Origin of the sequence: Leptobacterium flavescens (genome assembly GCF_010671605.1) — a bacterium.
Classification (GTDB): Bacteria; Bacteroidota; Bacteroidia; order Flavobacteriales; family Flavobacteriaceae; genus Leptobacterium; species Leptobacterium flavescens.
This window is the reverse complement of record NZ_JAABOO010000004.1, coordinates 473,567-497,734: the sequence shown is the minus strand read 5'-3', so window position 1 is coordinate 497,734 and position 24,168 is coordinate 473,567. Positions and strand designations below refer to the sequence as shown.

The 24,168-nt window shown below is 41.4% G+C and carries 25 protein-coding genes; 9 read left to right on the top strand and 16 right to left on the bottom strand.

The features are described from left to right. Positions 1–3: 3 nt before the first annotated feature. Positions 4–1,179, top strand: a complete 1,176-nt coding sequence (locus GWK08_RS18640; protein WP_163608752.1) for an MFS transporter — start codon at positions 4–6, stop codon at positions 1,177–1,179. Here GWK08_RS18640 and GWK08_RS18635 read toward each other — a convergent pair. From GWK08_RS18635 to GWK08_RS18615, 5 genes are all read right to left on the bottom strand, one after another. Further along, positions 1,176–2,117 carry an NAD(P)H-dependent flavin oxidoreductase gene (locus tag GWK08_RS18635; protein ID WP_163608751.1) on the bottom strand — a complete coding sequence of 314 codons (942 nt, stop codon included), beginning with the start codon at positions 2,115–2,117 and terminating at the stop codon, positions 1,176–1,178. The genes GWK08_RS18640 and GWK08_RS18635 overlap by 4 nt on opposite strands. Before the next feature lie 12 nt (positions 2,118–2,129). Continuing rightward, a complete protein-coding gene (gene mnmA / locus GWK08_RS18630; RefSeq protein ID WP_163608750.1) occupies positions 2,130–3,317 on the bottom strand; it encodes a tRNA 2-thiouridine(34) synthase MnmA in 1,188 nt (395 codons plus the stop codon). A 1,214-nt stretch (positions 3,318–4,531) separates the two neighbouring features. After that, on the bottom strand, positions 4,532–6,412 hold the full coding sequence (gene yidC / locus GWK08_RS18625) for a membrane protein insertase YidC (RefSeq protein ID WP_163608749.1): 1,881 nt from the start codon (positions 6,410–6,412) through the stop codon (positions 4,532–4,534). 110 nt (positions 6,413–6,522) lie between these two features. Then, positions 6,523–8,157 carry a CTP synthase gene (locus GWK08_RS18620; RefSeq protein ID WP_163608748.1) on the bottom strand — a complete coding sequence of 545 codons (1,635 nt, stop codon included), beginning with the start codon at positions 8,155–8,157 and terminating at the stop codon, positions 6,523–6,525. A gap of 149 nt (positions 8,158–8,306) precedes the next feature. Beyond that, complete coding sequence (locus GWK08_RS18615) at positions 8,307–8,546, bottom strand: DUF3820 family protein (protein WP_163608747.1); 240 nt, start codon at positions 8,544–8,546, stop codon at positions 8,307–8,309. 78 nt (positions 8,547–8,624) lie between these two features. On the opposite strand from GWK08_RS18615, the gene GWK08_RS18610 reads away from it, so the two are divergent. From GWK08_RS18610 to GWK08_RS18600, 3 genes are read left to right on the top strand one after another with little or no spacing between them, the layout of a single operon-like run. Continuing rightward, positions 8,625–9,041 carry a DUF1801 domain-containing protein gene (locus GWK08_RS18610; protein ID WP_239524958.1) on the top strand — a complete coding sequence of 139 codons (417 nt, stop codon included), beginning with the start codon at positions 8,625–8,627 and terminating at the stop codon, positions 9,039–9,041. 2 nt (positions 9,042–9,043) lie between these two features. Next, complete coding sequence (locus GWK08_RS18605; protein ID WP_163608746.1) at positions 9,044–9,553, top strand: GNAT family N-acetyltransferase; 510 nt, start codon at positions 9,044–9,046, stop codon at positions 9,551–9,553. Between the two features lie 6 nt (positions 9,554–9,559). Continuing rightward, positions 9,560–10,486, top strand: a complete 927-nt coding sequence (locus tag GWK08_RS18600; RefSeq protein ID WP_163608745.1) for an endonuclease/exonuclease/phosphatase family protein — start codon at positions 9,560–9,562, stop codon at positions 10,484–10,486. Positions 10,487–10,488: 2 nt separating this feature from the next. Here GWK08_RS18600 and GWK08_RS18595 read toward each other — a convergent pair whose 3' ends face one another. After that, the gene (locus tag GWK08_RS18595; protein WP_163608744.1) at positions 10,489–10,821 is read right to left on the bottom strand and encodes a tRNA-binding protein; all 333 of its coding nucleotides are present in this window, start codon (positions 10,819–10,821) and stop codon (positions 10,489–10,491) included. Continuing rightward, positions 10,821–11,282 carry an Mpo1 family 2-hydroxy fatty acid dioxygenase gene (locus GWK08_RS18590; protein WP_163608743.1) on the bottom strand — a complete coding sequence of 154 codons (462 nt, stop codon included), beginning with the start codon at positions 11,280–11,282 and terminating at the stop codon, positions 10,821–10,823. The genes GWK08_RS18595 and GWK08_RS18590 overlap by 1 nt, the downstream gene beginning before the upstream one ends. A gap of 90 nt (positions 11,283–11,372) precedes the next feature. Between GWK08_RS18590 and GWK08_RS18585 the strand changes: the two genes are divergently transcribed. Then, positions 11,373–11,927, top strand: coding sequence for a thioredoxin family protein (locus GWK08_RS18585; protein WP_163608742.1), 555 nt, complete (start codon positions 11,373–11,375; stop codon positions 11,925–11,927). Between the two features lie 27 nt (positions 11,928–11,954). Here the strand turns inward: GWK08_RS18585 and GWK08_RS18580 are convergent, their stop codons facing one another. Then, on the bottom strand, positions 11,955–12,491 hold the full coding sequence (locus GWK08_RS18580) for a YfiT family bacillithiol transferase (RefSeq protein WP_163608741.1): 537 nt from the start codon (positions 12,489–12,491) through the stop codon (positions 11,955–11,957). Between the two features lie 107 nt (positions 12,492–12,598). On the opposite strand from GWK08_RS18580, the gene GWK08_RS18575 reads away from it, so the two are divergent. Then, positions 12,599–13,240, top strand: a complete 642-nt coding sequence (locus tag GWK08_RS18575; RefSeq protein WP_163608740.1) for a peroxiredoxin — start codon at positions 12,599–12,601, stop codon at positions 13,238–13,240. Between the two features lie 67 nt (positions 13,241–13,307). Here GWK08_RS18575 and GWK08_RS18570 read toward each other — a convergent pair whose 3' ends face one another. Continuing rightward, positions 13,308–14,240, bottom strand: coding sequence for a peptidylprolyl isomerase (locus GWK08_RS18570; RefSeq protein ID WP_163608739.1), 933 nt, complete (start codon positions 14,238–14,240; stop codon positions 13,308–13,310). Positions 14,241–14,342: 102 nt separating this feature from the next. Here GWK08_RS18570 and GWK08_RS18565 point away from each other — a divergent pair, with 102 nt between their 5' ends. Then, positions 14,343–14,696 (top strand): hypothetical protein, encoded by a 354-nt coding sequence (locus tag GWK08_RS18565; RefSeq protein ID WP_163608738.1) that lies wholly within the window; start codon positions 14,343–14,345, stop codon positions 14,694–14,696. A gap of 197 nt (positions 14,697–14,893) precedes the next feature. Beyond that, complete coding sequence (locus tag GWK08_RS18560) at positions 14,894–15,508, top strand: DUF2306 domain-containing protein (protein WP_163608737.1); 615 nt, start codon at positions 14,894–14,896, stop codon at positions 15,506–15,508. A 17-nt stretch (positions 15,509–15,525) separates the two neighbouring features. Here the strand turns inward: GWK08_RS18560 and GWK08_RS18555 are convergent, their stop codons facing one another. Then, positions 15,526–16,920 (bottom strand): M20/M25/M40 family metallo-hydrolase, encoded by a 1,395-nt coding sequence (locus GWK08_RS18555; protein WP_163608736.1) that lies wholly within the window; start codon positions 16,918–16,920, stop codon positions 15,526–15,528. Between the two features lie 37 nt (positions 16,921–16,957). Continuing rightward, positions 16,958–17,836 carry a PPK2 family polyphosphate kinase gene (locus tag GWK08_RS18550; RefSeq protein WP_163608735.1) on the bottom strand — a complete coding sequence of 293 codons (879 nt, stop codon included), beginning with the start codon at positions 17,834–17,836 and terminating at the stop codon, positions 16,958–16,960. Between the two features lie 147 nt (positions 17,837–17,983). On the opposite strand from GWK08_RS18550, the gene GWK08_RS18545 reads away from it, so the two are divergent. Beyond that, positions 17,984–18,823: a hypothetical protein gene (locus GWK08_RS18545; RefSeq protein ID WP_163608734.1), complete on the top strand. Its 840-nt coding sequence runs from the start codon at positions 17,984–17,986 to the stop codon at positions 18,821–18,823. Positions 18,824–18,930: 107 nt separating this feature from the next. Here the strand turns inward: GWK08_RS18545 and GWK08_RS18540 are convergent, their stop codons facing one another. Genes GWK08_RS18540 through GWK08_RS18520 form a run of 5 tightly spaced genes read right to left on the bottom strand, consistent with a single transcriptional unit; the run spans position 18,931 to position 24,111 of the window. Continuing rightward, on the bottom strand, positions 18,931–20,094 hold the full coding sequence (locus GWK08_RS18540; protein ID WP_163608733.1) for a sigma-54-dependent transcriptional regulator: 1,164 nt from the start codon (positions 20,092–20,094) through the stop codon (positions 18,931–18,933). A gap of 5 nt (positions 20,095–20,099) precedes the next feature. Continuing rightward, positions 20,100–20,981, bottom strand: coding sequence for a DUF6268 family outer membrane beta-barrel protein (locus GWK08_RS18535; RefSeq protein ID WP_163608732.1), 882 nt, complete (start codon positions 20,979–20,981; stop codon positions 20,100–20,102). Positions 20,982–21,007: 26 nt separating this feature from the next. Further along, complete coding sequence (locus tag GWK08_RS18530) at positions 21,008–21,841, bottom strand: mechanosensitive ion channel family protein (RefSeq protein WP_163608731.1); 834 nt, start codon at positions 21,839–21,841, stop codon at positions 21,008–21,010. Between the two features lies 1 nt (position 21,842). Then, positions 21,843–23,180: an ABC transporter permease gene (locus GWK08_RS18525; RefSeq protein ID WP_163608730.1), complete on the bottom strand. Its 1,338-nt coding sequence runs from the start codon at positions 23,178–23,180 to the stop codon at positions 21,843–21,845. Further along, on the bottom strand, positions 23,173–24,111 hold the full coding sequence (locus GWK08_RS18520; RefSeq protein WP_163608729.1) for an ABC transporter ATP-binding protein: 939 nt from the start codon (positions 24,109–24,111) through the stop codon (positions 23,173–23,175). The genes GWK08_RS18525 and GWK08_RS18520 overlap by 8 nt, the downstream gene beginning before the upstream one ends. Between the last annotated feature and the right edge of the window lie 57 nt (positions 24,112–24,168).

Here is a 24,168-nt window from a genome sequence, read left to right as displayed (position 1 = left end):
CAAATGAGAGAAAGGCCTTTATATATTCTTCCTGCTATTATTATTGCCCAGTTTTTCTGTACCTCACTCTGGTTTGCAGGAAATGCGGTCATATCGAACCTCATCGTCGACTACCAGCTTTCGGAGAAAGACCTCGGGCATATAATTTCGGCTGTTCAGTTTGGTTTTATCAGCGGAACATTAAGTTATGCACTCTTAAACCTGGCTGATCGTTTTCCACCGTCCAGGGTCTTTTTTCTGAGTGCGGTTTTCGGAGCCCTGGCAAACTTCCTGATCGTTATTGAAGGACAGAGCCTGACAACCATTCTAAGTCTTCGCTTTCTTACCGGTTTCTTCCTTGCGGGAATTTATCCGGTAGGAATGAAAATCGCAGCCGATTATTATGAAAAAGGCCTGGGAAAAGCACTTGGATTTCTGGTGGGTGCCCTGGTTTTAGGGACCGCTTTTCCTCATCTTTTAAAAAGTATTGGTGGTAACCTTCCGTGGAGAATGGTCATAAAAGGCACCTCTTTATTATGCCTTTCCGGCGGCTTTATTATTTTAGGCCTGGTACCGGATGGTCCGTACAGAAAGGCCGGAAAGAAACTGGACCTTTCCGCTATTTACAGGATCTTTAAAAACCCTCCCTTTAAAAAAGCAGCTTTCGGATATTTTGGACATATGTGGGAACTCTATGCCTTCTGGGTGTTTGTTCCGGTCATTTTAACCAATTACCTCAAAATACATCCCGAAATCAATCTCAATATTCCCCTGTGGTCATTCCTTATCATTGCCATCGGCGGACTGGCTTGTGTTATAGGTGGATATATTTCAGAAAAAAAGGGAGTAAAAAAGACTGCTGCTACCGCATTACTGCTTTCCGGTATTTGTTGCCTTATGTCCCCGCTCCTACTTGAGCAGGCCTCACTGTGGCTTCTTATTATCTTCCTATTATTCTGGGGAATGGTAGTTATTGCAGATTCTCCCCTGTTCTCTACCCTGGTGGCTCAGAGTGCAAGTCCGGAGATTAAAGGTACGGCCCTTACCATCGTTAACTGCATAGGTTTTTCCATCACTATAGTTAGTATACAACTACTCAACTCACTGATAAATGAAACCAATGCTCACTATATCTTTGTTATTCTGTTTATCGGTCCTTTATTCGGACTTTTATCCCTCTACCGAAAGAGTCGTTCCTAAAAGTTCAGGCTTTCGCTTTTGGTCTTTTCGAATTCGGAGATCATTTCCTCAACGATTTCCGATACCGGTTTAATCTCATTGATCAGTCCTGCAATCTGTCCGATTTCCAGTTCTCCTTCTACCAGGTCACCTTCAAACATCCCTCGCTTGGCTCTTGCTCTTCCCAGCAGTTCTTTTAATTCGTCTACACTCGGGCCCTTTGAATACAACTCCTGAAGGTCATCAAAGAATTTATTTTTAAGCATACGTACGGGAGCCAGTTCTTTCAGGGTTAACTGTGTATCCCCTTCTTTGGCATCTACTACTTTCTGCTTGAAGTTAATATGTGAGGATGCTTCTTCTGAAGCCACAAAACGACTTCCTACCTGAACGGCATCTGCTCCGAGTACCATGGCAGCAAGCATTCCCCTTCCGGTGGCAATTCCTCCGGCAGCAATTAAAGGAATAGACAGTTTCTCCTTTACCATAGGAATTAAGGTAAAAGTAGTGGTCTCTTCCCTTCCGTTATGTCCGCCGGCCTCAAAGCCTTCGGCCACCACCGCATCAACTCCTGCATCCTGAGCTTTTAATGCAAACTTCACGCTACTTACCACATGAACCACGGTAATACCGCGTTCCTTTAACCAGGAGGTCCATGTTTTAGGATTTCCTGCTGATGTAAAAACGATCTTTACACCTTCCTCCACAATAATATCCATGATCTTATCGATATCGGGATATAGCATAGGAACATTTACCCCAAAGGGTTTATCGGTGGCTTTTTTACATTTCTGAATATGCTCTCGCAGTACCTCCGGGTACATGGAGCCTGCTCCGATGAGTCCTAAAATTCCTGAATTGGAAGCGGCAGAGGCCAATCGCCAGCCGCTGGCCCAGATCATCCCTGCTTGTACAATAGGATATTTGGTGCCGAAAAGTTCTGTGATCTTGTTTTGCATCTATATTTTTTATTATGAAATAACGCCCGAACCTACCAGTTCGTCATCCTGATACCAGGCTACAAACTGCCCTTCGGTAATGGCGCTTTGCGGAGTTTTAAAATCTATATACATTCCCGAACTCACTCTGTACAATACTGCATCCTGTAAAGGCTGCCTGTAACGAATACGGGCCTTTACGTTCATGGATTCATCTTCATTTAACTGCAGGTCTTCACGTATCCAGTGCAGTTCATCATTATTAACGAAGATCGTTCTCCTGAACAATCCCGGATGTTCCTTTCCCTGGCCGGTATAGATGATATTCTCATCTACATCGGTATCTATAACAAACAAAGGTTCTACGGTACCTCCAACATTAAGTCCCTTACGTTGTCCTTTGGTAAAGTAGTGGGCTCCCTGGTGCTTTCCAACCACTTTTCCGTCTTCCGGGGAATAGCTGAATTTTTCTGCAAAGAAAGCCAGCTCTGCCTCTTTGGAATCAAATACAGGGATATTTCTCTGATAATGGAGATTCCCGGATGGGACCTCAACAATATCTCCTTCTTTCGGTTTTAATTTCTGCTGAAGGAATTCCGGTAGACGGACCTTCCCGATAAAACACAATCCTTGTGAGTCCTTTTTATCTGCCGTTACCAATCCCTGTTCGGTAGCGATCTCCCTTACTTCCGGTTTGGTCAACTCTCCAATAGGAAAAAGTGTTTTGCTCAACTGTTCCTGAGAAAGCTGACACAGGAAATAGGACTGATCTTTATTAGAATCCTTTCCGGCAAGCAGCTGATATACTTTTTTACCATCTTTCTCTATCTCTCCCTTCCTGCAATAATGTCCGGTAGCCACATAGTCGGCACCCAGGCTTAAAGCGATCTTCATGAATACGTCAAATTTGATCTCCCGGTTACAAAGTACGTCCGGGTTGGGTGTTCTCCCCCTTTCGTATTCATTAAACATATAATCTACAATACGTTCTTTGTATTCTTCACTCAGGTCTACCGTCTGAAAGGGAATACCTAGTTTCTCGGCAACGATCATTGCATCATTGCTGTCTTCCAGCCAGGGACATTCATTGGAAATGGTCACAGAATCGTCATGCCAGTTCTTCATGAACAGGCCAATTACCTCATAGCCCTGCTCTTTCAGCAAATAGGCTGTGACACTGGAATCTACTCCTCCCGATAAACCAACAACTACTCTTTTCATCAGTTATACTTATTCTCGCAATTTTTTTCAACTGCAAATTTACAAAATCAATATAAGCTACGCTTCTTCTCTCATTGGTATTTACTATGCCATCGATTGTTTTAAACTATACGAATATATTTTATAAAAAATCAGCTCGGAACACAGGGGTCCATTTTAGCATTTTATTTAGATTTTGAGGTCAAAATTTACCGTTCATAGAAAAGATCGTGCATTTGCTCGGAAGTTTTTTGTCGGTATGGAGCGAATATATAGATTCGTCTTGCCTTAAAAAATTAAATAACCTACGACTATGAGAACTTACTACCCCAGTAATTCCACATTAAAATTTTTACGAAGACTCTATAATAGTATCTTAAGTTTTTTCTCTTCTAAAGAACTTAGGCCACAACCTATTGTGGTAAAAGATACTCCTCAAAATATTTCGCTCCCAGGGAAAACCGATTAAGTTTTTTTTTCCTTGGGGGCGGGTTACCGATTTACATATGACCATTTTGGCGGTATGAAAGTACTATTTAATAGTTAGCCTCATGCCACACAATTAAGACGAGCGCTATATTCGTATAGCAAAATAAAAAAGCATCCTTGCCCCGGATGCTTTTTTTATTTAGAGAAGGTTCTTGTTTAGATATATAGTTTCCTCTCCCCCTTGGAGAGGATTAAGGTGAGGGCATTCTTCCAATTTTCATTATTGATTCGATAAAATCCCTCATCCCAGCCTACCTTTCGGTAGGCAGAGTGAATATGGTTAATAATTCCGACTTAATGAAAGTTAAGGCTACAAGATTGTCCCCTTGAGGGGACCTTAGGGGTGTACTAAAAGAATTGCTTTCATTCATTTTTGGCTTGACCCAAAAACGAACAGAAATAAACCCTCCTGCCATCGCGAGCTTGTCTTGTCGGCAGACAAACATAGAGAAGCGATCTTACTATATATTGGAAAGATTACTTCGTCGTCATACTCCTCGTAATACACAGTTAAAAGAACATCTTTCGTTATTATAACCCTTCCGTCTTTAACTGCGTTAAAGCCATCTTCCCTTCTTTAAGGGAAGGAATTTTTTATATTGGTGTACATTAAAATTCCCCTCCTTTTTAAGAAGGGCTACCTGCATTCAAGCAGGTGAGGTGGTTTATACCCCTAAAAGAAAAGATCCCAGTAAACTTTCGCTTACTGAGATCTTGTTTTATCTGATAAAGTTGCTAAAGCTAACTTATCTTTTGTTTCTTGCTTTTTTCTGAGCTTCTGCCTGCTCCATCATTTCCTGCATACGCTGCTGGAATCTGCTCTTCTTCTTAGGCTTCTTCTTATTCTCCTCTATTTTAGCATGGATCTTCTCATCATCTATAATGTAGTTTTTGATCACTAACATAATAAAGATGGTAATCAGGTTAGAGATGAAATAGTATAAACTCAATCCACTTGCATAGTTGTTAAAGAAGAATAACATCATTAGCGGAGAGAGATACATGATGAATTTCATATTCGGCATTCCCGGCTGCTGGGTTTGCATAGTCTGACCCGTAGTCATCTGCATATAAATAAAGATAGCCACAGACGCCAGGATCGGGAATAAACTCACGTGATCTCCGTAAAACGGGATGTTAAACGGCAGGTTGGCCACCACATCATAAGAAGACAGGTCTTCTGCCCACAGGAATGGCTTCTGACGAAGTGCAAAGGCCGTCGGGAAAAACATGAATAAGGCATAGAAAATCGGTAGCTGCAGCAATGCCGGGACACAACCACTCATCGGGCTGACGCCTGCCTTATTGTACAGCTTCATTGTTTCCTGCTGCTTTTTCATAGGCTCATCCTTGAACTTATTATTGATCTCTGTGATCTCCGGGCGTAAAACCTTCATTTTAGCCTGAGACAGATAGGATTTATAAGTTACCGGAGATAATGCCAGACGCACAAGGATGGTCATAATTATAATAGCCACACCATAAGGAAGGAATCCGCTTAACCAGCTATACATCGGTGTAAACACATGTTTGTTGATCCATCCGAAGATCCCCCATCCGAAGGGAATGGAATCTGCCAGGTCTAACTCCTTATACTTATTGAATGTCTTAAGATCTGTCGGTCCGTAATACAAGTTAAGATTGTAATTAAGCTCTCCACCTTTAAGTTCCAACGGAATGCTACTGGCGTAAGCTTTGGTCCATTTGGCTTCCTTACTTTCTTCTTCTACCAGGTTCTGCGATGCTAAGTTTGCAGTTTTAAAAGGAGTTTCGGCAATCAGGATAGAGCTAAAGAAATGTTGACGATAGGAGATCCATTTCACATCTTTTTCCTCTTCATTATCATCACCACCCTGGCTTAATTTATTTACCTTTTTTCCGTCATGCTGATAAGTAAGCCTGGTATAACGATTCTCATACTGAATACTCTTGGCATGCCTGATAGACTTAGATTTCCAGTCCAGGTTAACCGGTTGTGAGCTGTTCAGGATACCGTTCAATCCCTGAGATCTTACCGTAAAATCAAGAAGGTAATCTCCGGGTTTTAGCTCATAGCGGTATTCCAGGTATTTGCTCTCAGAAACTTTCAGCTTCATGGAAAGCACCTTGGTATCTCCATTCTCGCTAAGCTGAGGCTCAAAATAAAGGTCTTTTGTACTTAGTGTCCTGTTATCTGTAGTTCCGAAACTCAGGTTAAAAGATGCATTGTTATCCTTCACCAGGTAAACCGGAATAGAATCATAGGTCACATAATTCTTCATCTTCACTTCTGCGATCTGTCCACCTTTATTGTTGATCTTTAAGTAGAGTACATCGTTCTCCAGTACCGTATAGGTATCCTTTGCCGAAGGCAGGCTTGCGGCATATCCGAAGGCTCCTAAAGTACTTTGATATTTGGCCAAAGCCGTAGAATCGCTCAGATCTACAGGGGTTTCTTCCTGTACATCGGCTATACTGGCATTCTTGCTTTCTTCTTCCTTCCTTTCCTTTTCTACCTGCTCCTGCTGGGCTTTTCGCTCTTCCAGCTCTTCGGGAGTAGGCTGATTGTTGTAGAGATACCAGATCAAGATCAACCCGATCAAAACAAAACCTATTATCGAGTTAAAATCAAATTTCTTTTGTTCCATATTTATTGTTCAGTACGTATATTAAAACATAAGACATTACATAAAAAGCATGCAATGATACTTATTCAACTATTGCTTTTGGTCTGCAAAGATATTTCCAAATATTGTTTTTATGCCAAAGTGGCACTTGTTTTTTCTTTTTTGTAGGTAAGAGCTGCCTTTACAAAGGCAACAAACAAGGCATGGGGGTTGGCAACTGTACTCTTATATTCCGGATGGTACTGTACCCCGACAAACCATCTGTGCTCAGGTATTTCTACGATCTCAACCAATCCGGTATCCGGGTTAAACCCTGTAGCAATAAGGCCTTCTGCTTCCATCTGTTCCTTATAACTGTTGTTAAATTCATAACGGTGACGGTGGCGCTCATCTATAGTTTCCTCTCCGTATACTTCTTTTACAATACTACCTTCCTTCAGGCTGCATTTCCATGCTCCGAGACGCATGGTACCTCCTTTATGGGTAACACTTTTCTGCTCTTCCATCAGGTCGATCACCGGATGAGGGGTATTTTCATCCATTTCCGTAGAATTAGCATTGTCCAGGTTCAGTACATTCCTTGCAAATTCTATGACGGCCATTTGCATTCCGAGGCAGATCCCTAAAAACGGGATCCCGTTCTCACGTGCATATCTAACCGTATCTATCTTTCCTTCCACTCCACGTTCTCCGAATCCGGGAGCTACCAGAATACCATCCAGGTGCGCTATTTTCTCTGAAATGGTCTTTTCATCTATATATTCCGAATGGATGGATTCTATATTTACTTTTACTTCGTTGGCTGCTCCGGCATGAATAAATGCCTCCAAAATAGATTTATAGGAATCCTGAAGCTCAACATATTTTCCGATCAGTCCGATGCACACCTCATTCTTAGGATTCTTATGACGCTGCACGAACTCATTCCATTGTGTAAGATCGGGTTTTGAATCATCCGTAAGCGCCAGTTTCTTAAGTGCTACTCTGTCAAGTCCCTCGTTAAGCATTAAATTCGGTACATCGTAAATGGTAGAAGCGTCAATAGACTGTATAACCGCTTCCTTTTTTACGTTGCAGAACAATGCCAGTTTAGACCTCAGGTCATCCGGTAATTCGTGTTCCGTACGACATACCAAAATATCGGCTTGTATTCCGCTTTCCATCAAAGTTTTTACCGAGTGCTGTGTAGGTTTGGTCTTTAATTCTCCTGCAGCCGATAAAAAAGGAACAAGGGTAAGGTGTACCACAATTCCGTTATTTTCTCCCAGTTCCCAAAGTAACTGACGAACAGATTCTATATATGGCAGTGACTCGATATCCCCCACAGTACCTCCTATCTCGGTAATTACAATATCGTAATCGCCGCTCTTACCAAGGATCTGGATACGTTCCTTGATCTCATTGGTAATATGAGGAACTACCTGTACGGTCTTCCCGAGAAATTCTCCTTTACGTTCTTTTTCTATAACGCTCTGATAAATTCGTCCGGTAGTCACATTATTCGCCTGGGAAGTGCTTACATTCAAAAAACGTTCGTAATGTCCTAAATCGAGATCTGTTTCTGCCCCGTCGTTGGTCACATAACACTCTCCGTGTTCATACGGATTAAGCGTTCCCGGATCTACATTAATATAAGGATCTAATTTCTGAATGGTTGTCCTGTAGCCCCTTGCCTGAAGCAGTTTTGCAAGTGATGCGGCTATTATTCCTTTTCCAAGTGATGAAGTCACTCCTCCCGTAACGAAAATGTACTTGGTTTGCGCCATAGTAACACGAATTTGTTTTTGTTCTTACGGGGCGTAAAGGTACGAATAGATTACGGATTAATTGTAATGAATTATGTGAAAATAGGTTTTCGAAAATCTTAGTTTTTGATACAGAGCAGATAAACACAAGGGAAACCTCATCTAAGCTGTTATCTGTTCTGTGGAAATTGTTTTTGTATGGTACGGATAAGATGTTCTAGGCCGTTGATCTTGATCTCATAGGTTGATTTCAGGTATTCTCCCAGCTTTCCGTTGGGGTAACCTTTCAGTTGAAACCAGGTCAGATAAGCTTCGGGTAGATCTATCAGATAACGGTCTTTATATTTTCCGAAAGGCATTTTATAAAATGCCAGCTTTAAAAGTTCTTCTTTGTTATTTCCTATTTCCATAAACACAAAGATGATTGTTTTAATTTTAATAATCCAATAATTTATCTTTGAAGAAACAATCTGTATTCCATTAAATCCATGAGCGCAAAAAAAATGCAAAACGTCAGTTTTGGGTCGGTAGAGGAATTCCTCGACTATCTCCCTCAGGATGAATTGGAAATCACCCTTTACTTAAGAAAGCTTATCCTGGAATGTTTTCCGAATTGTACCGAAAAGCTGTCGTATAATGTGCCTTTCTACAAACGATATTCGAATGTATGCTTTATCTGGCCTGCCTCTGTGCTCTGGGGAAAGAAAAAGACTTATGAAGGGGTCCGTCTGGGTTTCACAAAAGGATATCTGCTACAAGATGAGATCGGTTTTTTGTCGAAGGAAAACAGAAAACAGGTATATTGGAGGGATTTTAAGAAGTTAAGCGAGATTGATGCAGATCTGGTAAAATCCTATCTTTTTGAAGCTATTACCATTGATGAACTTTCCAAAAAACAGAATTGAGAATGATCGTAATTGAAACCGAACGTCTATATCTGAGAGAACTAGAGAGGAATGACCACGACTTCCTGCTCCGGTTGATGAATTCTCCGGGCTGGCTTAAGTTTATAGGAGACAGGGGTGTTAAAACTCCGGAAGATGCGATCAACTATATTGAAGAACGATTCCTGAAAAGTTATCAGACTTTCGGTTATGGTTTATATCTGATGGAAGCCAAAGCGGATAAAACGGCACTGGGGATCTGTGGGCTGGTAAAACGGGAACATCTGGAATATCCGGATATCGGCTTTGCCCTAATGCCCGAATTTGAAGGAAATGGTTTTGCCCTGGAAGCTGCGCAGGCAACCATGAAGTATGCAAAAAAAGAATTGAAACTGGAAAAAATAGCCGCTATTACCGATCAGGAAAATGAGCGTTCCATCCACCTCCTGAAGAAACTGGAAATGGAATTTGATAAGATGATCCCTTCTCCGGGAGAAGATTCAAAAATTATGTTGTTCATCAACAGTTCTTAATTATATATGAAAGGAAAGTATTTTACAATAAACGGTATTTTGTTTGGAAGCGTCCTGAGTTTCCTTCTCTCCTACCTGGGAGCTTATTACTGGTTGTTTGATTATTTCTCTCATTTCAGGATGTATTATTTTTTCTTTTTTATTGCAGTACTCCTGTTTTCCCTCTGGAAAAAAGACCGGGCAAAAGTTATTCTATTCGCATTGCTTTCTCTTGTTATCGGTTTAGAGATCCTTCCTTTTTATTATCCGCCGGAAGAATATCCGGATACTGAGCGCCTGAAAGTAGGCGGTATTAATGTATGGTCTTCTAATAAGGAGTACCAGAGAGTCAGAGAATTTATTGAGAAAGAGGACTTCGATGTTTTTGTGCTTCAGGAACTAACCCCACACTGGGAAAGGGAAATGGCTCCGCTGCTGGCTGTATATCCCCATTACCGTATGGCCCCGAGAACCGGTAATTACGGGATTGGTATTTTTAGCAAGATCCCCTTTAAAAAGATTGAAGAGCTGTATCTAAACGAAGTGGATCATCTTTCATTCCTGGCAGAGTTCGACTTTAATAAGGAAAGCATCGTCCTTCTCGGAATTCATACGGTTGCTCCGGTAGATGCCAATGGCTTTAAGATCAGGAATAGCGAATTTAAACGTATCAATTCCCTCGTACGGGAACAAAGAAAAAGTACTATTGTCATTGGCGATCTGAATTGCTCCGGCTTTTCTGCTAATATGAACCGTCTTACTAAAGAAACTGGGCTGGTTGACAGCAGATACGGATTCGGGATACAGAACAGCTGGCATACCCAAATGCCTTTGGTCTCGGCCAGTATAGATCATTGTTTTGTAAGCGAGGACCTTAAGGTAACGGACAGAAGAACAGGACCGAATATCGGTTCGGATCATTACCCGTTAATTGTAGAATTGATCAGGGAATAGACCTAGCCTATCCTTAAACCGTTCTTTACCCGGGCTTCTGTAGCTATCAGAATAACATCATCTCCGTCTACGGCTCCCATAACCAGGCATTCACTCATAAAATTGGCGATCTGCTTTTTAGGGAAGTTCACAACAGCGATGACCTGCCTGTTTAAGAGTTCCTCTTTAGTATAGCGCTTTGTTACCTGCGCCGAAGATTTCCGGATCCCTATTTCTTCTCCGAAGTCTATGGTAAGCTGATAGGCAGGTTTCCGGGCTTTGGGAAAATCGTTTACTTCCAGGATAGTTCCCACCCGCATTTCGACTTTCATAAAGTCGTCCCAGGTTATTTCCATTATTTTTTAAAGATATTATCGAGGACCCAGGCAGGGCCGATTAATAAAAACTGAAGGTCTTTGAGGAAAGAAGGCTTCTTCCCCTCTATTTTATGTCCGTAGAACTGGCCGATCCAGGCCACTGCAAAAATGATCAGGGATACCAGCCACAGAGGCGCATACTGCGCAATAAAATGATTGGCAATTACACAAAAAGCAGCAAACAACAGGACCTTAAAGGCCATTAATAATGACAGGCGTACATAGAAAAACAGCACCAGTACAAGCACCATGGTTGCCCAGTTTTCAATAAAAGGATTCTCAAAAGGAAAGAGATTTTCCAGAAAAGTAGTGGGAATGCTCATTAATAAACCCACTATGGAGAAAAAAATAGCAGGAACACAGATATAATGTATTGCCTTGTTGGTTTTGTTCTGATGGCTAACACCGTATTCCTCAAACCATTGTTCCAGTGTTTTCATGGTATTCGTTTTTGTTGGAAGTACAATTTACGATTTTTTGTATTTCCTTACGGGGATTTGAAGATTCTTTGTAATTTCAAAAACAAAAAAATGGCACGAACAGAAAGTAATATGCTGCCTTTAGGTACGGCGGCTCCCGATTTCAATCTTTTGGATACGGTTTCAGATAAAAATATTCAGTTTCAGGATATTAAAGGAGAAAAGGGAACGGTTATCATGTTTATATGTAACCATTGCCCGTTTGTAATTCATGTGAACCAGGAGATCTCCAGGTTGGCAAAGGATTACCAGAGCCAGGGAATAGGTTTTGCAGCTATTTCCAGTAATGATGTGGTGAATTATCCGCAGGATGCGCCTCACCTAATGAAGGAGAACGCCAGAGAGCAAGGATTCAGTTTCCCCTATCTCTATGATGAAAGTCAGGAGGTAGCCAGAAGTTACGATGCTGCCTGTACTCCGGATTTTTATATTTTCGACAGGGAGTCAACGCTTGTTTATCGCGGACAACTGGATGATTCACGTCCGGGAAACGGCATCCCCGTTACAGGTAAGGATATGAGAGGTGCTCTGAATGCTTTATTGAATGATCAGGCCATAGCCGAAAATCAAAAACCCAGTATAGGTTGTAACATCAAATGGAAATAAAAGCGGTACACCTACCGCTTTTTACTTTTACATACGCTCCAGGGCGTTTTTAATATGGGTATAATGGTGATTCCCGTGCCAGGCGTATTTCCCGATATTTTCGGCCAGGGATACTTCACTGTTATCTTCCGGATGAATAAAAGTTCTCTTCAACTGGTCTGAGGTAAGTCGCCTTATTAAGTATACGAGTTTTGCATGCAGTACTCTCAGATAGTCCAGAGACATACGGATGGGAGCGTTCTTAGCATCTATCAGATCTGCCCAGTTCTTTTCCTGATATACTTTTATAAGCGGGTTTTCTTCGGTCAGGGCCCACTTAAAACGGGTATAACTGTTGTGATGACTGTCTGCAATATGATGCACTACCTGTCTGATGGTCCACCCTCCCGGCCTGTATGGAGTAGCCAGTTGTTCGTCGGTTAGCCCTTCTACAAGATTTTCCAGCTTTGCAGGAAGTTCTTCCAGGACCTTTGTCCAGCGATCCAGATCTTCGGATGTGATCTCCTCCGGGCATTGGAATTTACCCGTTGGATATCTTAATTTTTCAAGCTCTTTTTCAGTCATAATTTTAAGGTAAATACGGTGATAAACTTTAACATAAAAGTAAGCATTATAACCGATTTTCTACCTTATTTTTATTAGGTAATAAATAATTAATTAAAAAAAATTATATGGCAACTTTAAGACTAGGTGATGTGGCTCCCGACTTTACCGCTCAAAGCTCGGAAGGTGAAATCAATTTTCACGAATACCTGGGCGACGGCTGGGGAGTTCTATTCTCACATCCGGCAGATTATACACCGGTTTGTACTACCGAATTAGGTACGGTAGCAAAGTATAAAGAAGAATTTGAAAAGCGCAATGCCAAGGTTATTGCCTTAAGTGTTGACGGTCTGGAATCTCATAAAGGGTGGATAAATGATATTAATGAAACTCAGAATACCACGGTTAATTTTCCGATCATAGCCGATGAAGACAGAAAGGTTTCTGAATTGTATGATATGATCCATCCGAATGCGGATGCTACCCTAACAGTTCGTTCGGTCTACGTTATAGGGCCGGATAAGACCGTAAAACTTATCATTACCTATCCCGCTTCAACAGGGAGGAATTTTGATGAACTCCTGAGGGTTATCGATTCGCTGCAGCTTACTGCTTATCACAAGGTAGCTACTCCAGCCAACTGGCAACATGGAGAAGAAGTGGTGATCAGTCCGGCTATTACCAACGAAGAAGCCGAAACTATGTTTACCAAAGGCTTTAAGGAAGTAAAACCTTATTTAAGGTTAACACCTCAGCCCAATCTGAACTAAAAGAAAGTACAGCAATAAAAAAACTCCGCCTTGAGCGGAGTTTTTTGTTTTTATTCTTAACGTATCTCTATTTGATATCCATTAATTCCACATCAAAAATAAGTGTGGCATTCGGAGGAATAACCCCTCCTGCTCCTCTGCTTCCGTAAGCAAGGTCTGAAGGTATTACCAAACGCGCTTTATCACCGACATTCAATAAACCGATCCCTTCGTCCCATCCCGGGATCACCTGACCTACACCTAATTGAAAATCGATAGGTTCTTTACGCTTATAGGAAGAATCGAAAACCATTCCGTTGGTCAATTGCCCTTCGTAGTGTACGGAAACATTATTTCCCTTTTCTGCTTTGGGTCCGTTTCCTTTCTGAATGATCTTGTATCTCAATCCGCTGTCTGTCTTATCAAAACCTGCAGAAAGTTTATCAAGTTCTTCTTCGGCTTTTCTTTTTTCCTCTGCCAGTCTCTTTTCCCTGCTTCCTTCGAAAGTCCTGAAAGCTTCAACAGCATTCCATTTTTCGGCTTCCTCTCCAACACGTACAATTTCAATACTGTCTATGCTGTCTCCCTGAGCAATCGCATCAACAACTTCCTGTCCGCTTTCCACAAAACCAAAAACACTGTGTTTATCATCCAGCCATGGTGTTTCCAGGTGAGTGATAAAGAACTGACTCCCGTTAGTTCCGGGACCGGCATTGGCCATAGAAAGTACTCCGGGACCACTGTGTCTTAAGTCTGAATGAAACTCATCATCAAACTGATATCCGGGTCCTCCGACACCTGTTCCCTGGGGACATCCTCCCTGGATCATAAAGTCGGGAATTACCCTGTGGAATTTTAATCCGTTGTAATAGGGTTGCCCCTGAGGTTTTACTTCATTTTCCAGATTTCCTTCCGCCAGACCAACAAAATTTCCAACGGTTCCGGGTGTTTTATCGTGGGTAAGTTTTACTAATATTTCCCCCTTAGAGGTGTTAAATTTAGCATATATACCTTCTTGCATAATTATTTTTTTAAATTCGAGCTGCAAAGATAGTGATTCCTTTTTCCAATAACGAACACTAATTTACGTTCATATATAAAATAAGCTATTAAAACCCAACTCATGAATCCTACTGACAAAGAACTTAAACTAGTTAAGCTCAATTATACCCAGCGCATTGCCAAAAGGTCTAACGAAACCGGGCAAATGATCAGTACGCTTCTGCAACAACTTGCTGAAGAAAATCAGAAACACGAAGATATTATTGACAATTTCATAGATTTTGCCAATAACCTCATTCCGAAGCTTTCTCATAAAGAGCAGACGGAGATCAATGAATTTGTGAAGAGAATAACCGATCTGCGTATTACGGCTAATAACGGAGTGGGCTATATGCTGAGGCTACTCAATGAGCAGAATCAGATTACCAAGGAAACAACAGCAGAATTAAAAAGCCTGCTGGATGAAGGGATCTGACCTGTCTGCGCTTAACTGTCCTTTATTTTTTTAACGGGTATTTTCATATTCGTTCATTATCCTTCTTGCGCACACTCAAAGGAGTTCAATCATCTTAGAGTCAGCATAATACCACACCCTTCTTTTTGATCTATCAGGGAAAAAACTGTAACATATTATAGTTCCCGGCGTCTACTAATTAAACCGATCAAAAAATCATGCTAAAAAAAATCACTTCAGACACGGGCTGGATCTTTTTCACCGTCTTCGCCATTACTATTGGCCTTTATCCTATTTTTTACTTCATTACCGATAATATGACCCAGGGGCTTTTAGCCAGTAAAAGCAGTGCTCTTTTGGGGAATCAGTTATGGAGACTGGCATTTTACTTGCATATAAGTTTTGGCGGGCTCGCCTTACTATCAGGTTTTTCGCAGTTTTTCAGGAAATCGCATACGCGCCTCCTGAAGCTTCACAGGAATCTCGGAAAATTATATGTGTTCTCGGTACTGATCAGTGCGGTATCGGGTTTCTACATTTCCTTTTATGCTACCGGTGGCCTGGTACCGGCCATGGGTTTTGCCACACTGGCAGTGCTATGGTTATACACCACCTCCCAGGCTTATCTGCATATCAGGAAAAAGAATATCGAATCACATAAAAGCTGGATGAAACGCAGTTATGCGCTCTGCTTTGCCGCAGTTACCCTAAGATTATGGCTTCCTGTTTTCATTGCGGGCTTCGGAATGGAATTCGTTCCTTCATACAGGATCATAGCCTGGCTATGCTGGGTTCCGAACCTTGCGATCGTTGAATATTATATCAGAAAATAAAAAAGGATAGCCAGCGGCTATCCCTTTACTTTTTTAGGCATTATCGTGCCGTATTTGTCAAAAAGATAAATTAGAGCGGTCATCGTTGCTGCACCCAGCTCCAGTTCTCTTTTATTGATTGCATCAAAAGTGTCGTTCTCGGCATGATGATAGTCGAAATAGCGTTGAGAATCGGGTCTCAAACCTGCGAGTACTATCCCGTCATTTTTTAACGGTCCTATATCGGCTCCGCTTCCTCCTTTTTTAAAATAATGGATCAGATATGGCTCAAATAAAGACTTCCATTTCTGAACCTGCGCAAAGTTCTCATCCGAGCAATCGAAAGAAAAGCCTCGTGGTGTAAATCCGCCTGAATCGCTTTCCAGAGCAAAAACGTGATTTTCTCCTTTGGACTTAGCCACCTTTGCATATTCATTTCCTCCCCTCAATCCGTTTTCTTCATTCATGAACAAAACAACCCTGATGGTCCTTTTCGGGCGATATCCGGTTTCCTTCAACAGGCGAAGAACTTCCATACTCTGTACACATCCCGCTCCGTCATCGTGAGATCCGTCTCCCAGATCCCAGGAATCCAGGTGCCCGCCAACTACCATAATTTCATTAGGATATTCACTTCCTCTTATTTCTCCGATAACATTATAGGATTGTACATCCTTGAATTGCTTACAGGTCTGGCGGAAATAAAATTGCAGATCGGGATTAAGTGTTAGCAGTGAACTCAATAGTTCTGCTCCATTCGTACTGATCGCAGCTGCAGGGACACGGTGTTGTACAGGCAAATCGCCATAACTCATAGCCCCTGTATGAGGCAGGTCGTCCAGGCGAAGGTTCATTGAACGTACAATGATACCAACAGCTCCGTATTTGCCGGCTTCCCTCGCACCGGAATACCGTTGATCCACACATCCGCCATAGGCTTCAAAAGTGTTGATCAGATCGGCCTGCATCGGCCTGTTGAAAAAGACGATCTTTCCTTCAATAGCCTCTCTTCCGAGCTTCTCCAGTTCCTCAATTCCCTTTACTTCAATAACCTCTGCTTTTAAACCTCCGTCGGGCGTAGCTATAGATCCGCCAAGAGCACAGATCGGCACATTGGTGGTTACCCCTGGCTTAGTTTCCACATAGGCAAATTCGGGAGCTCCGCGCACCCATTTGGGTACCATAACCGGTTGCAACCAAACCCTGTCTAATCCTAATGAATCTAATTGTCCTTTTGTATATCGAACCGCTCTTTCCGCATTAAGGGATCCTGATAATCTCCCTCCAATCTGATTGGAAAGGTGGTCCAGCCACTCATAGCTCTGTCCGTTGGTAAGAGAGGTAGTATAGATCTTTTTTAATTGTTTCTCATCTTCACTTTGTGAAAATACCTGTGTTGAAATTAGCAATAGCGCTAAAAACAGTTTTCTCATCTGCCGCTTTTTTTTATTTGTTAATATTATAACTTCCTTATTCCGATTCTAACTGACGTTTAAATTCATCCAGTCGTGCCTTTATCTCATCATCCAGTTCGGGTTCGTCAATTTCTTTATATTTCCTTAATTCCTCTAACAGGATATTTGCAACAATTAGTCGCGCTCCATCCTTTCTGTCTGCAGGGATCACATACCAGGGGGCATGTTCTCTGGAAGTATTATTAATCGCTTCCTGATAACACACCTGGTATTCATCCCATAGTTTACGCTCTTTCAGGTCTCCGGGAGAGAACTTCCAGTTCTTTTGCTTTAGCTCCAGCCTCCTGAGTAATCTGTTCTTCTGTTCTCCTTTTGAAAGATGCAGGAAGAACTTAAAAATGATCGTTCCGTTCTGAGCAATATGTTTTTCAAACGCATTGATCTGATCAAAACGCATCTGCCAGAAAGCATCATCTACTTTATCTACGCTATCTATTCCCGGAATATTTTCATTCATAATATATTCGGGATGTACGCGGGTTACTAACACATTTTCATAGTGTGTTCTGTTAAAAACACTGAATTTACCCCTGGCAGGTAAAGCAATATAGTGCCTCCATAAAAAGTCGTGCTTCAGTTCCAGCTCGGTAGGAACCTTAAAACTATGAACCACGATCCCGCGGGTATTAAAATCTTTGAAGACTTCACGGATAAGGCTGTCTTTTCCTGCTGTATCCGTTCCCTGAATGCATATCAGGACTCCGTATTTGCCGTGTGCATAGATCGTATCCTGAAGTTCACCCAGTTTCTCACGTACTTCTTCCAGTTCATTTTTAAGTTTCTTATCAGATTCCTTAAAATCATCTAGGGTATCCCTGTCGTTTAAGTTGATTGAAGTGTCGATCTTATAATCCTTACTGCGTATTTTCTTCATTTATTTATTCATTACTGGTCTAAAGATACTAAGAAAAGGTATATAAGCAACCCTTGTCTTTTATGCTAAAAACGGCCGAAACTTTCATATTTTGAAAGAAAGTTGTAATATTGTAATGCCCAAAATTTTAAAATAAACTTAATCGCCATGAAAACTACATTCACTTTTCTATGGATTCTCCTTGGATTTTATAGTATTCAAGCTGCTGAAGACGACTGTAGAGATTGTGCTGAAGCACACTCTTCTGCGAGTTACGCATTGTTCCACACAAAGAAATCTCTAAAAGCCGATAACTTCGATCATCAGAAGTATTATGCAGATCGTGCAATAGAGGCTTTTGAAAAAACAAGAGGCCTTATTGAGAACTGCGGATGCCAGGACGCGATCAATGCTGTTATTGACGGAACTGAAAACCTGAAAAAAGCGTCCGATCCTGAAGATTGGGACAAGGGAAGGTTTTACGCAAAAAAAGCTTATGCAGATGCACAGAACCTGATAGGGTTCCTTGAAATGTGTACTTCCGGTAAGCGGCAGACTGTTTTTGATGACAGTGAGTATATAAGTGACAGTGGAACGGATGATGCTTCCAAAGCAAACGAACAAAAGATCCTGGATCAGCAGAAAAGACTGCAGCAACAGCAACAACAATTGCTGGAAGAGCAGAAAAAGCTGGAACAGGAACTCGAAGCTCAGAGAAAACTGAACGAGCAAAGAGAACTGGAACGTCAAAAAGAACTTCAACAGCAGATCAAGCTAAAAGTCAAGGCTGAGCAGGCACTTCAGAACTTTGAAAAATCCATTACAGAGCTTAGTGAAGTTCTTGGGTGTAAGGAAGCTTATGACATAATCTTTGAAAGTTATATCCGGGCAGAAAAAGCACTTGAATCAGAATCCCTTCAGGGTACTAAAAGATATTATACCGAAAAGGCGAGATTAATTGCCAAGCAGGCAATGAACGGGCTGGAAAGCTGTGCCTTTAAAAACTAATTTACAAATAAATAACCACCACCAAATTCTTTAAATTAAGAACAATTAACCGAAAAGGCGCCATTCTAGCTAGAATGGCGCCTTTTATTTATAAGGATCTGATCTCTTTATTTGCTTGCAAAAAGTTTTACATCTTCTTCGGAAACCTCATTATCTCCGAGGATCATCAGGCGTTCCACTACATTCCTCAATTCCCTGATATTTCCGGTCCAGTCGTACTCCTGCAGGAGTTTAACTGCCTTATCCGAGAATTTTTTGGTCGGAGTTCCCTGTTCCCCTGCAATTTTACCGGAGAAATGAGATACCAGCAGCGGAATATCATCTCTGCGGTCATTTAAAGCCGGAACTTCAATAAGGATCACTGCTAACCTGTGATAGAGGTCTTCCCTGAACTTTCCGTCCTTGATCTCTTTTTTAAGGTCTTTATTGGTAGCCGCAACTACCCTTACATTCACTTTAATATCTTTATCGCTACCTACCCTGGAGATCTTGTTCTCCTGAAGGGCACGAAGTACCTTAGCCTGAGCAGAAAGACTCATATCTCCAATCTCATCCAGGAAAATGGTTCCTCCGTTTGCAGCTTCAAATTTACCTGCCCTGTCCTTAACAGCCGAGGTAAAAGCTCCTTTAACGTGGCCGAAAAGCTCACTTTCTATGAGTTCGGAAGGAATAGCGGCACAATTCACTTCTATCATGGGAGAACCTGCCCTTTCGCTTTTCTGATGCAACCAGTGAGCTACCAGCTCTTTCCCGGTACCGTTAGGTCCGGTGATCAATACACGTGCATCTGTGGGAGCAACCTTCTCTATCATATCTTTAATACGAATAATCCCGTTACTCTCCCCTATCATCTCGTAGTTCTTACTCACTTTCTTGCGGAGCGCCTTGTTCTCAACAACAAGTTCTTTTCTGTCCAGTGCATTCCTTACCGTATTTAAAAGCCTGTTAAGATCCGGTGGTTTGGATATATAATCAAAAGCCCCTAATCTCATGGTATTTACAGCGGTATCGAGATCGCCATGACCCGAGATCATTACAAAGGGAATTTCCGGTTTTATCTTTCTGGACGCCTCCAATACCTCAACGCCATCCATCTTAGGCATTTTAATATCGCAGAGAACCAGGTCGTAATCTTCCTTTTTTATTTTTTCCATTCCCGACAAACCGTCTTCCGCTTCCTCCACATTGTAGGAATCGTTCTCTTCGGAAAGTATCTTTACCAATACCCTCCTGATCGCCGCTTCATCTTCTATGATTAAAATTCTGGACATATTTTTTAAAAATTAAATTTAAACCCTCCTCTAAAATAAAACGAATTGGATAAATCAAAATTAAAAACTTCATCGCTAATATTCTCATTAAGGCGTAAGGAGTTCCTAAGCAAATATCCGGCTTTTACAAAAAAGTTAAGTCGTTTCCCGTAGTATTTATCAAATCCTATACCAGTAACTACCTGTGAAAGGGATATTTTTTCTGCGTTGGTTCCATTTACCTGAATATCATTACTTAAGTTGGCAAAATAACCATCCAGACGGGCAAAAGCTTCCAGGCTGCTTTTTTTATTATTGAAAAAATACTTCACCTTGCTAATAGGTACCCCAACCGTATACGTAAAATGTTCATTCACCTCTCTCCAATAGGTTACAAACGGAATGGGTGCCGGGATCCCAATGGTCTGATTATAAGTAAGTCCTACCGAAAGCCTGCTCTTCTTCTCGTTATTAAGGGTACGGATAAGAATGATCCCCCCGCTGTAAATAATATCATCGAAAGTAAGCTTGTTTGCCAGGTTGGAGGCAATAGTGGGCGAAAACTGGGCCGTAAACCTCCATTTTTCATTTAGGGGGAAAGTATAGCCCAGGGTGTATTCCAGAGCATGGAACTCTTCCAGATCGGAAGTATCAAAACCATAATCCTGATTAAAGGTGATCTTAGCATTGCTGTAACGCACCCCGTTTACGAGGTAATGCTCTCTGTCGTTCAATTTGGTTGGAATATTAAGCCATACCCTTACCCTTCCGAAATTCGGATCATCATCTTTTCCGAAAATACCTGTATAATCTATTCCTCCCAGGTCGCTTACCTGTGAAAATCCGGCAAAAGAAAAGCCCATACACACAAAACATATCAATGCGTGTGAAAATCTGAAGTATTTCATAACAATTTTAATTCTTAGCACTCAGATCATTTATTTCCGTCCTGAAAAATATGTACATCCCTCTGCGGGAACGGAATAACAATCTGATTTTCTCTAAACTTCTTATCTATTTCATATCGAATATCGCTGCTGATCAGGGGTGAATTATAACTATCGTTTATATAATAGTAGACCCCGAATAACAAGGCGGAATCTCCGAAATCTTCAAAGAGGACAATGGGTTTGGGTTTCTTGAGTACCCCCTTCTGATCTCCCACACATTCCAAAAGTATGCTCTGCACCAATTCGGTATCACTTCCGTATGCTACTCCAATATTGATTGTCTCCCTCGTCATTTTGTGATTCTGGGTGTAGTTATAAATGGTGTCTGTGAGGAATTTATGATTTGGAATTACGAGTATTTTATCATCTCTGGTGATGGCTCTCGTTGTTCGCAGTTTTATATCAAATACCTTTCCTACCTTATTTTCTATTTCTATAATATCACCTACGTGAAGAGATTGGTCGAGAATTATCAGGATTCCTGAAATAATATCCTGAAATAAATGCTGCAACGCAAAACCCAGTCCGACAAACAAGGCTGCTGAAGCCGTCAGTAAAACGGTAAGGTTCACCCCGGAAGCATTCAGGACCGAGATGATGAGGATAATATAAACCAGGTAGTTGATAAACTTAAAGATGCTGACAAATTTGTTCTTATCATCTTCCGGAAGTTTACGGGTTATCAGTCTCCTGATAAGTTTTAATAAATAGAAGGCGAGGATGCAGCTTATAAGGATCAGTAAAAAAGTACCGATCGTAATACTCACACCTTCGGTCTTGTAAATAGTAAGCGACAAAAACTCTTTAATTTCCTTCATATTAATATTTTAACCATTTATACAGTTCTTTATAGGAAGGTTTTTTTCCATACATCAATATTCCAACCCTGTAGATCTTAGACGCCAGCCATACGATACATATAAAGGTTCCGATAAGAAGCAGTATAGAAGTAATAAACTGCCACAAGGGTACTCCGTCGGCGCCAATTCCCGAGGGGAGGCGCATCAGCATTACAATAGGAGAGGTTAACGGAAACAATGAGAAACCTACGGCTATAGGTCCGTGAGGGTTTTCAAAAACCGAGAAAAAGCCCACATAGATTGCCAAAACCAAAGGCATAATTACGGGGAGCATAAATTGCTGGGTATCCGTCTCATTATCCACCGCAGCTCCGATAGCTGCATAAATAGAGCTATAGATCAGGTATCCGAGGATAAAATAGATCACAAAAGAAACCAGAAGGGTTATTATAGGAAGCTTCCCTAACTCCTGTATATACGGTTGTAATTTATCCTGAGAATCAGTGATCTCTGCCATGGCATCCATCGTTTCGGGAGGAAGGTTGGCCGTAGAGTTAAAGGCATCCATATCGATCCCCATCACAGAAAATAAAATCAATGACAGCACTCCGGCAGAAATAATCCATATAACAAACTGGGTTACCCCAGCCATAGCCGTTCCCAATATCTTGCCCAGCATAAGCTGGAAGGGTTTTACCGACGAGATGATCACTTCTATGATCCTGCTGGTCTTTTCTTCTATAACGCTTCTCATTACAAAAGCCCCATAGATGATTATAAACATCATGATAAGGTAACCGAAACTTCCGCCGATAATTGCCTTTATTTCATTAACTCCCTTAAGGTTGCGCTCTCCTGTAAAGCTCTCTGTTCTGATCTCAAAATTCCTGCCTATATCTTCCAGGTCTCTGGAATTCAATCCGTAGCCTTTTAATTTTTCTTCCCTCAACCTGTTCTCAATAGTACTTTCCATATCCGATAAGATCCCGATACCGGGAGCCTTATTGGAATAAAAAGCCGAATTTGCCGCAATGGAATTGAGGTCGTCTCCGGATGGAAAATGCAAGAGCCCGTAATAACCTATAGAAACCACAGAATCCTTGGCTTCCTGTAAACCGAGGTCTTTAAATACAACATAAGATTGAGCATCGGTTGTTTTAAATACGTTATGGAAATGCTCGCTGTCGTCCAAAACAGCAATTATTTTCTTTTCATCTGCATTTACTTTGGTAAGAAATACGATCAGGGCTATCATCCCCACAATAAGAATAGGGCTCAAAATGGTCATTACAATAAATGACCTGTTTCTCACTTTAGCCAGGTACTCTCTCTTTATGATCAGTTTCAGTTTATCCATGGCTTTCATTCTTTTTTACAGTTTGTATAAAAATATCGTTTGCATCGGGAATGACTTCCACAAAATGTGAAACCACGGCCTTATCTGACAAATACCCAAGCAGGTCATTGGCATTATCGCTGTTTTCCAATTGTATCCTGAGTTTAAGTTCGTCGCCTACTGTTTTAAAATGAGCATCAGCAACATTGAATTTCTGTTCCAGTTCCTGTCGTAATCTAATTTTATTTTCACTTTCCAAACCTACCTCGTAGGTATTGTTCTTATAATTCCTCTTAATATCGTTTAACTTTCCGTGAAGTATTTTTTTCGATTTATGGATAAGGGCGATATGATCGCATAGCTCTTCTACCGATTCCATACGGTGTGTGGAAAAAATAACGGTTGCTCCCTGATTTTTAAGCTCGAGGATCTCATCTTTGATCAGGTTGGCATTGATCGGATCGAAACCACTGAAGGGCTCGTCAAAAATAAGCAGTTCGGGCTGGTGAAGTACGGTAACTACAAATTGTATCTTCTGGGCCATACCTTTGGAAAGCTCCTGTACTTTCTTTCCCCACCAATCGCCAATCTCCAGGCGTTCAAACCAGTATTTAAGCCTCTTTCTTGCTTCAGATCTGCTGAGTCCTTTTAACTGAGCCAGGTAAAGTGCCTGCTCTCCCACCTTCATACTTTTGTACAATCCGCGTTCTTCTGGCAAATAACCGATCATGGCAATATGCTTTGCCTGAAGAGGTTCTCCGTTAAATAGTACGCTTCCTGAGTCGGGGTAGGTAATCTGGTTAATAATTCTGATAAGTGTTGTCTTTCCTGCTCCGTTAGGCCCTAAAAGACCGAAGATACTTCCTTTCGGAACATTGACAGACACATCGTTTAATGCAGTAAAATCGCCAAATCGCTTAACCACATTTTTTGCTTCAAGCAAATTATTCATAAAAGGTATTCATTTTGTTTATCCCAGGTTTTCAAGGCAGATCACCTAAAATCAAGG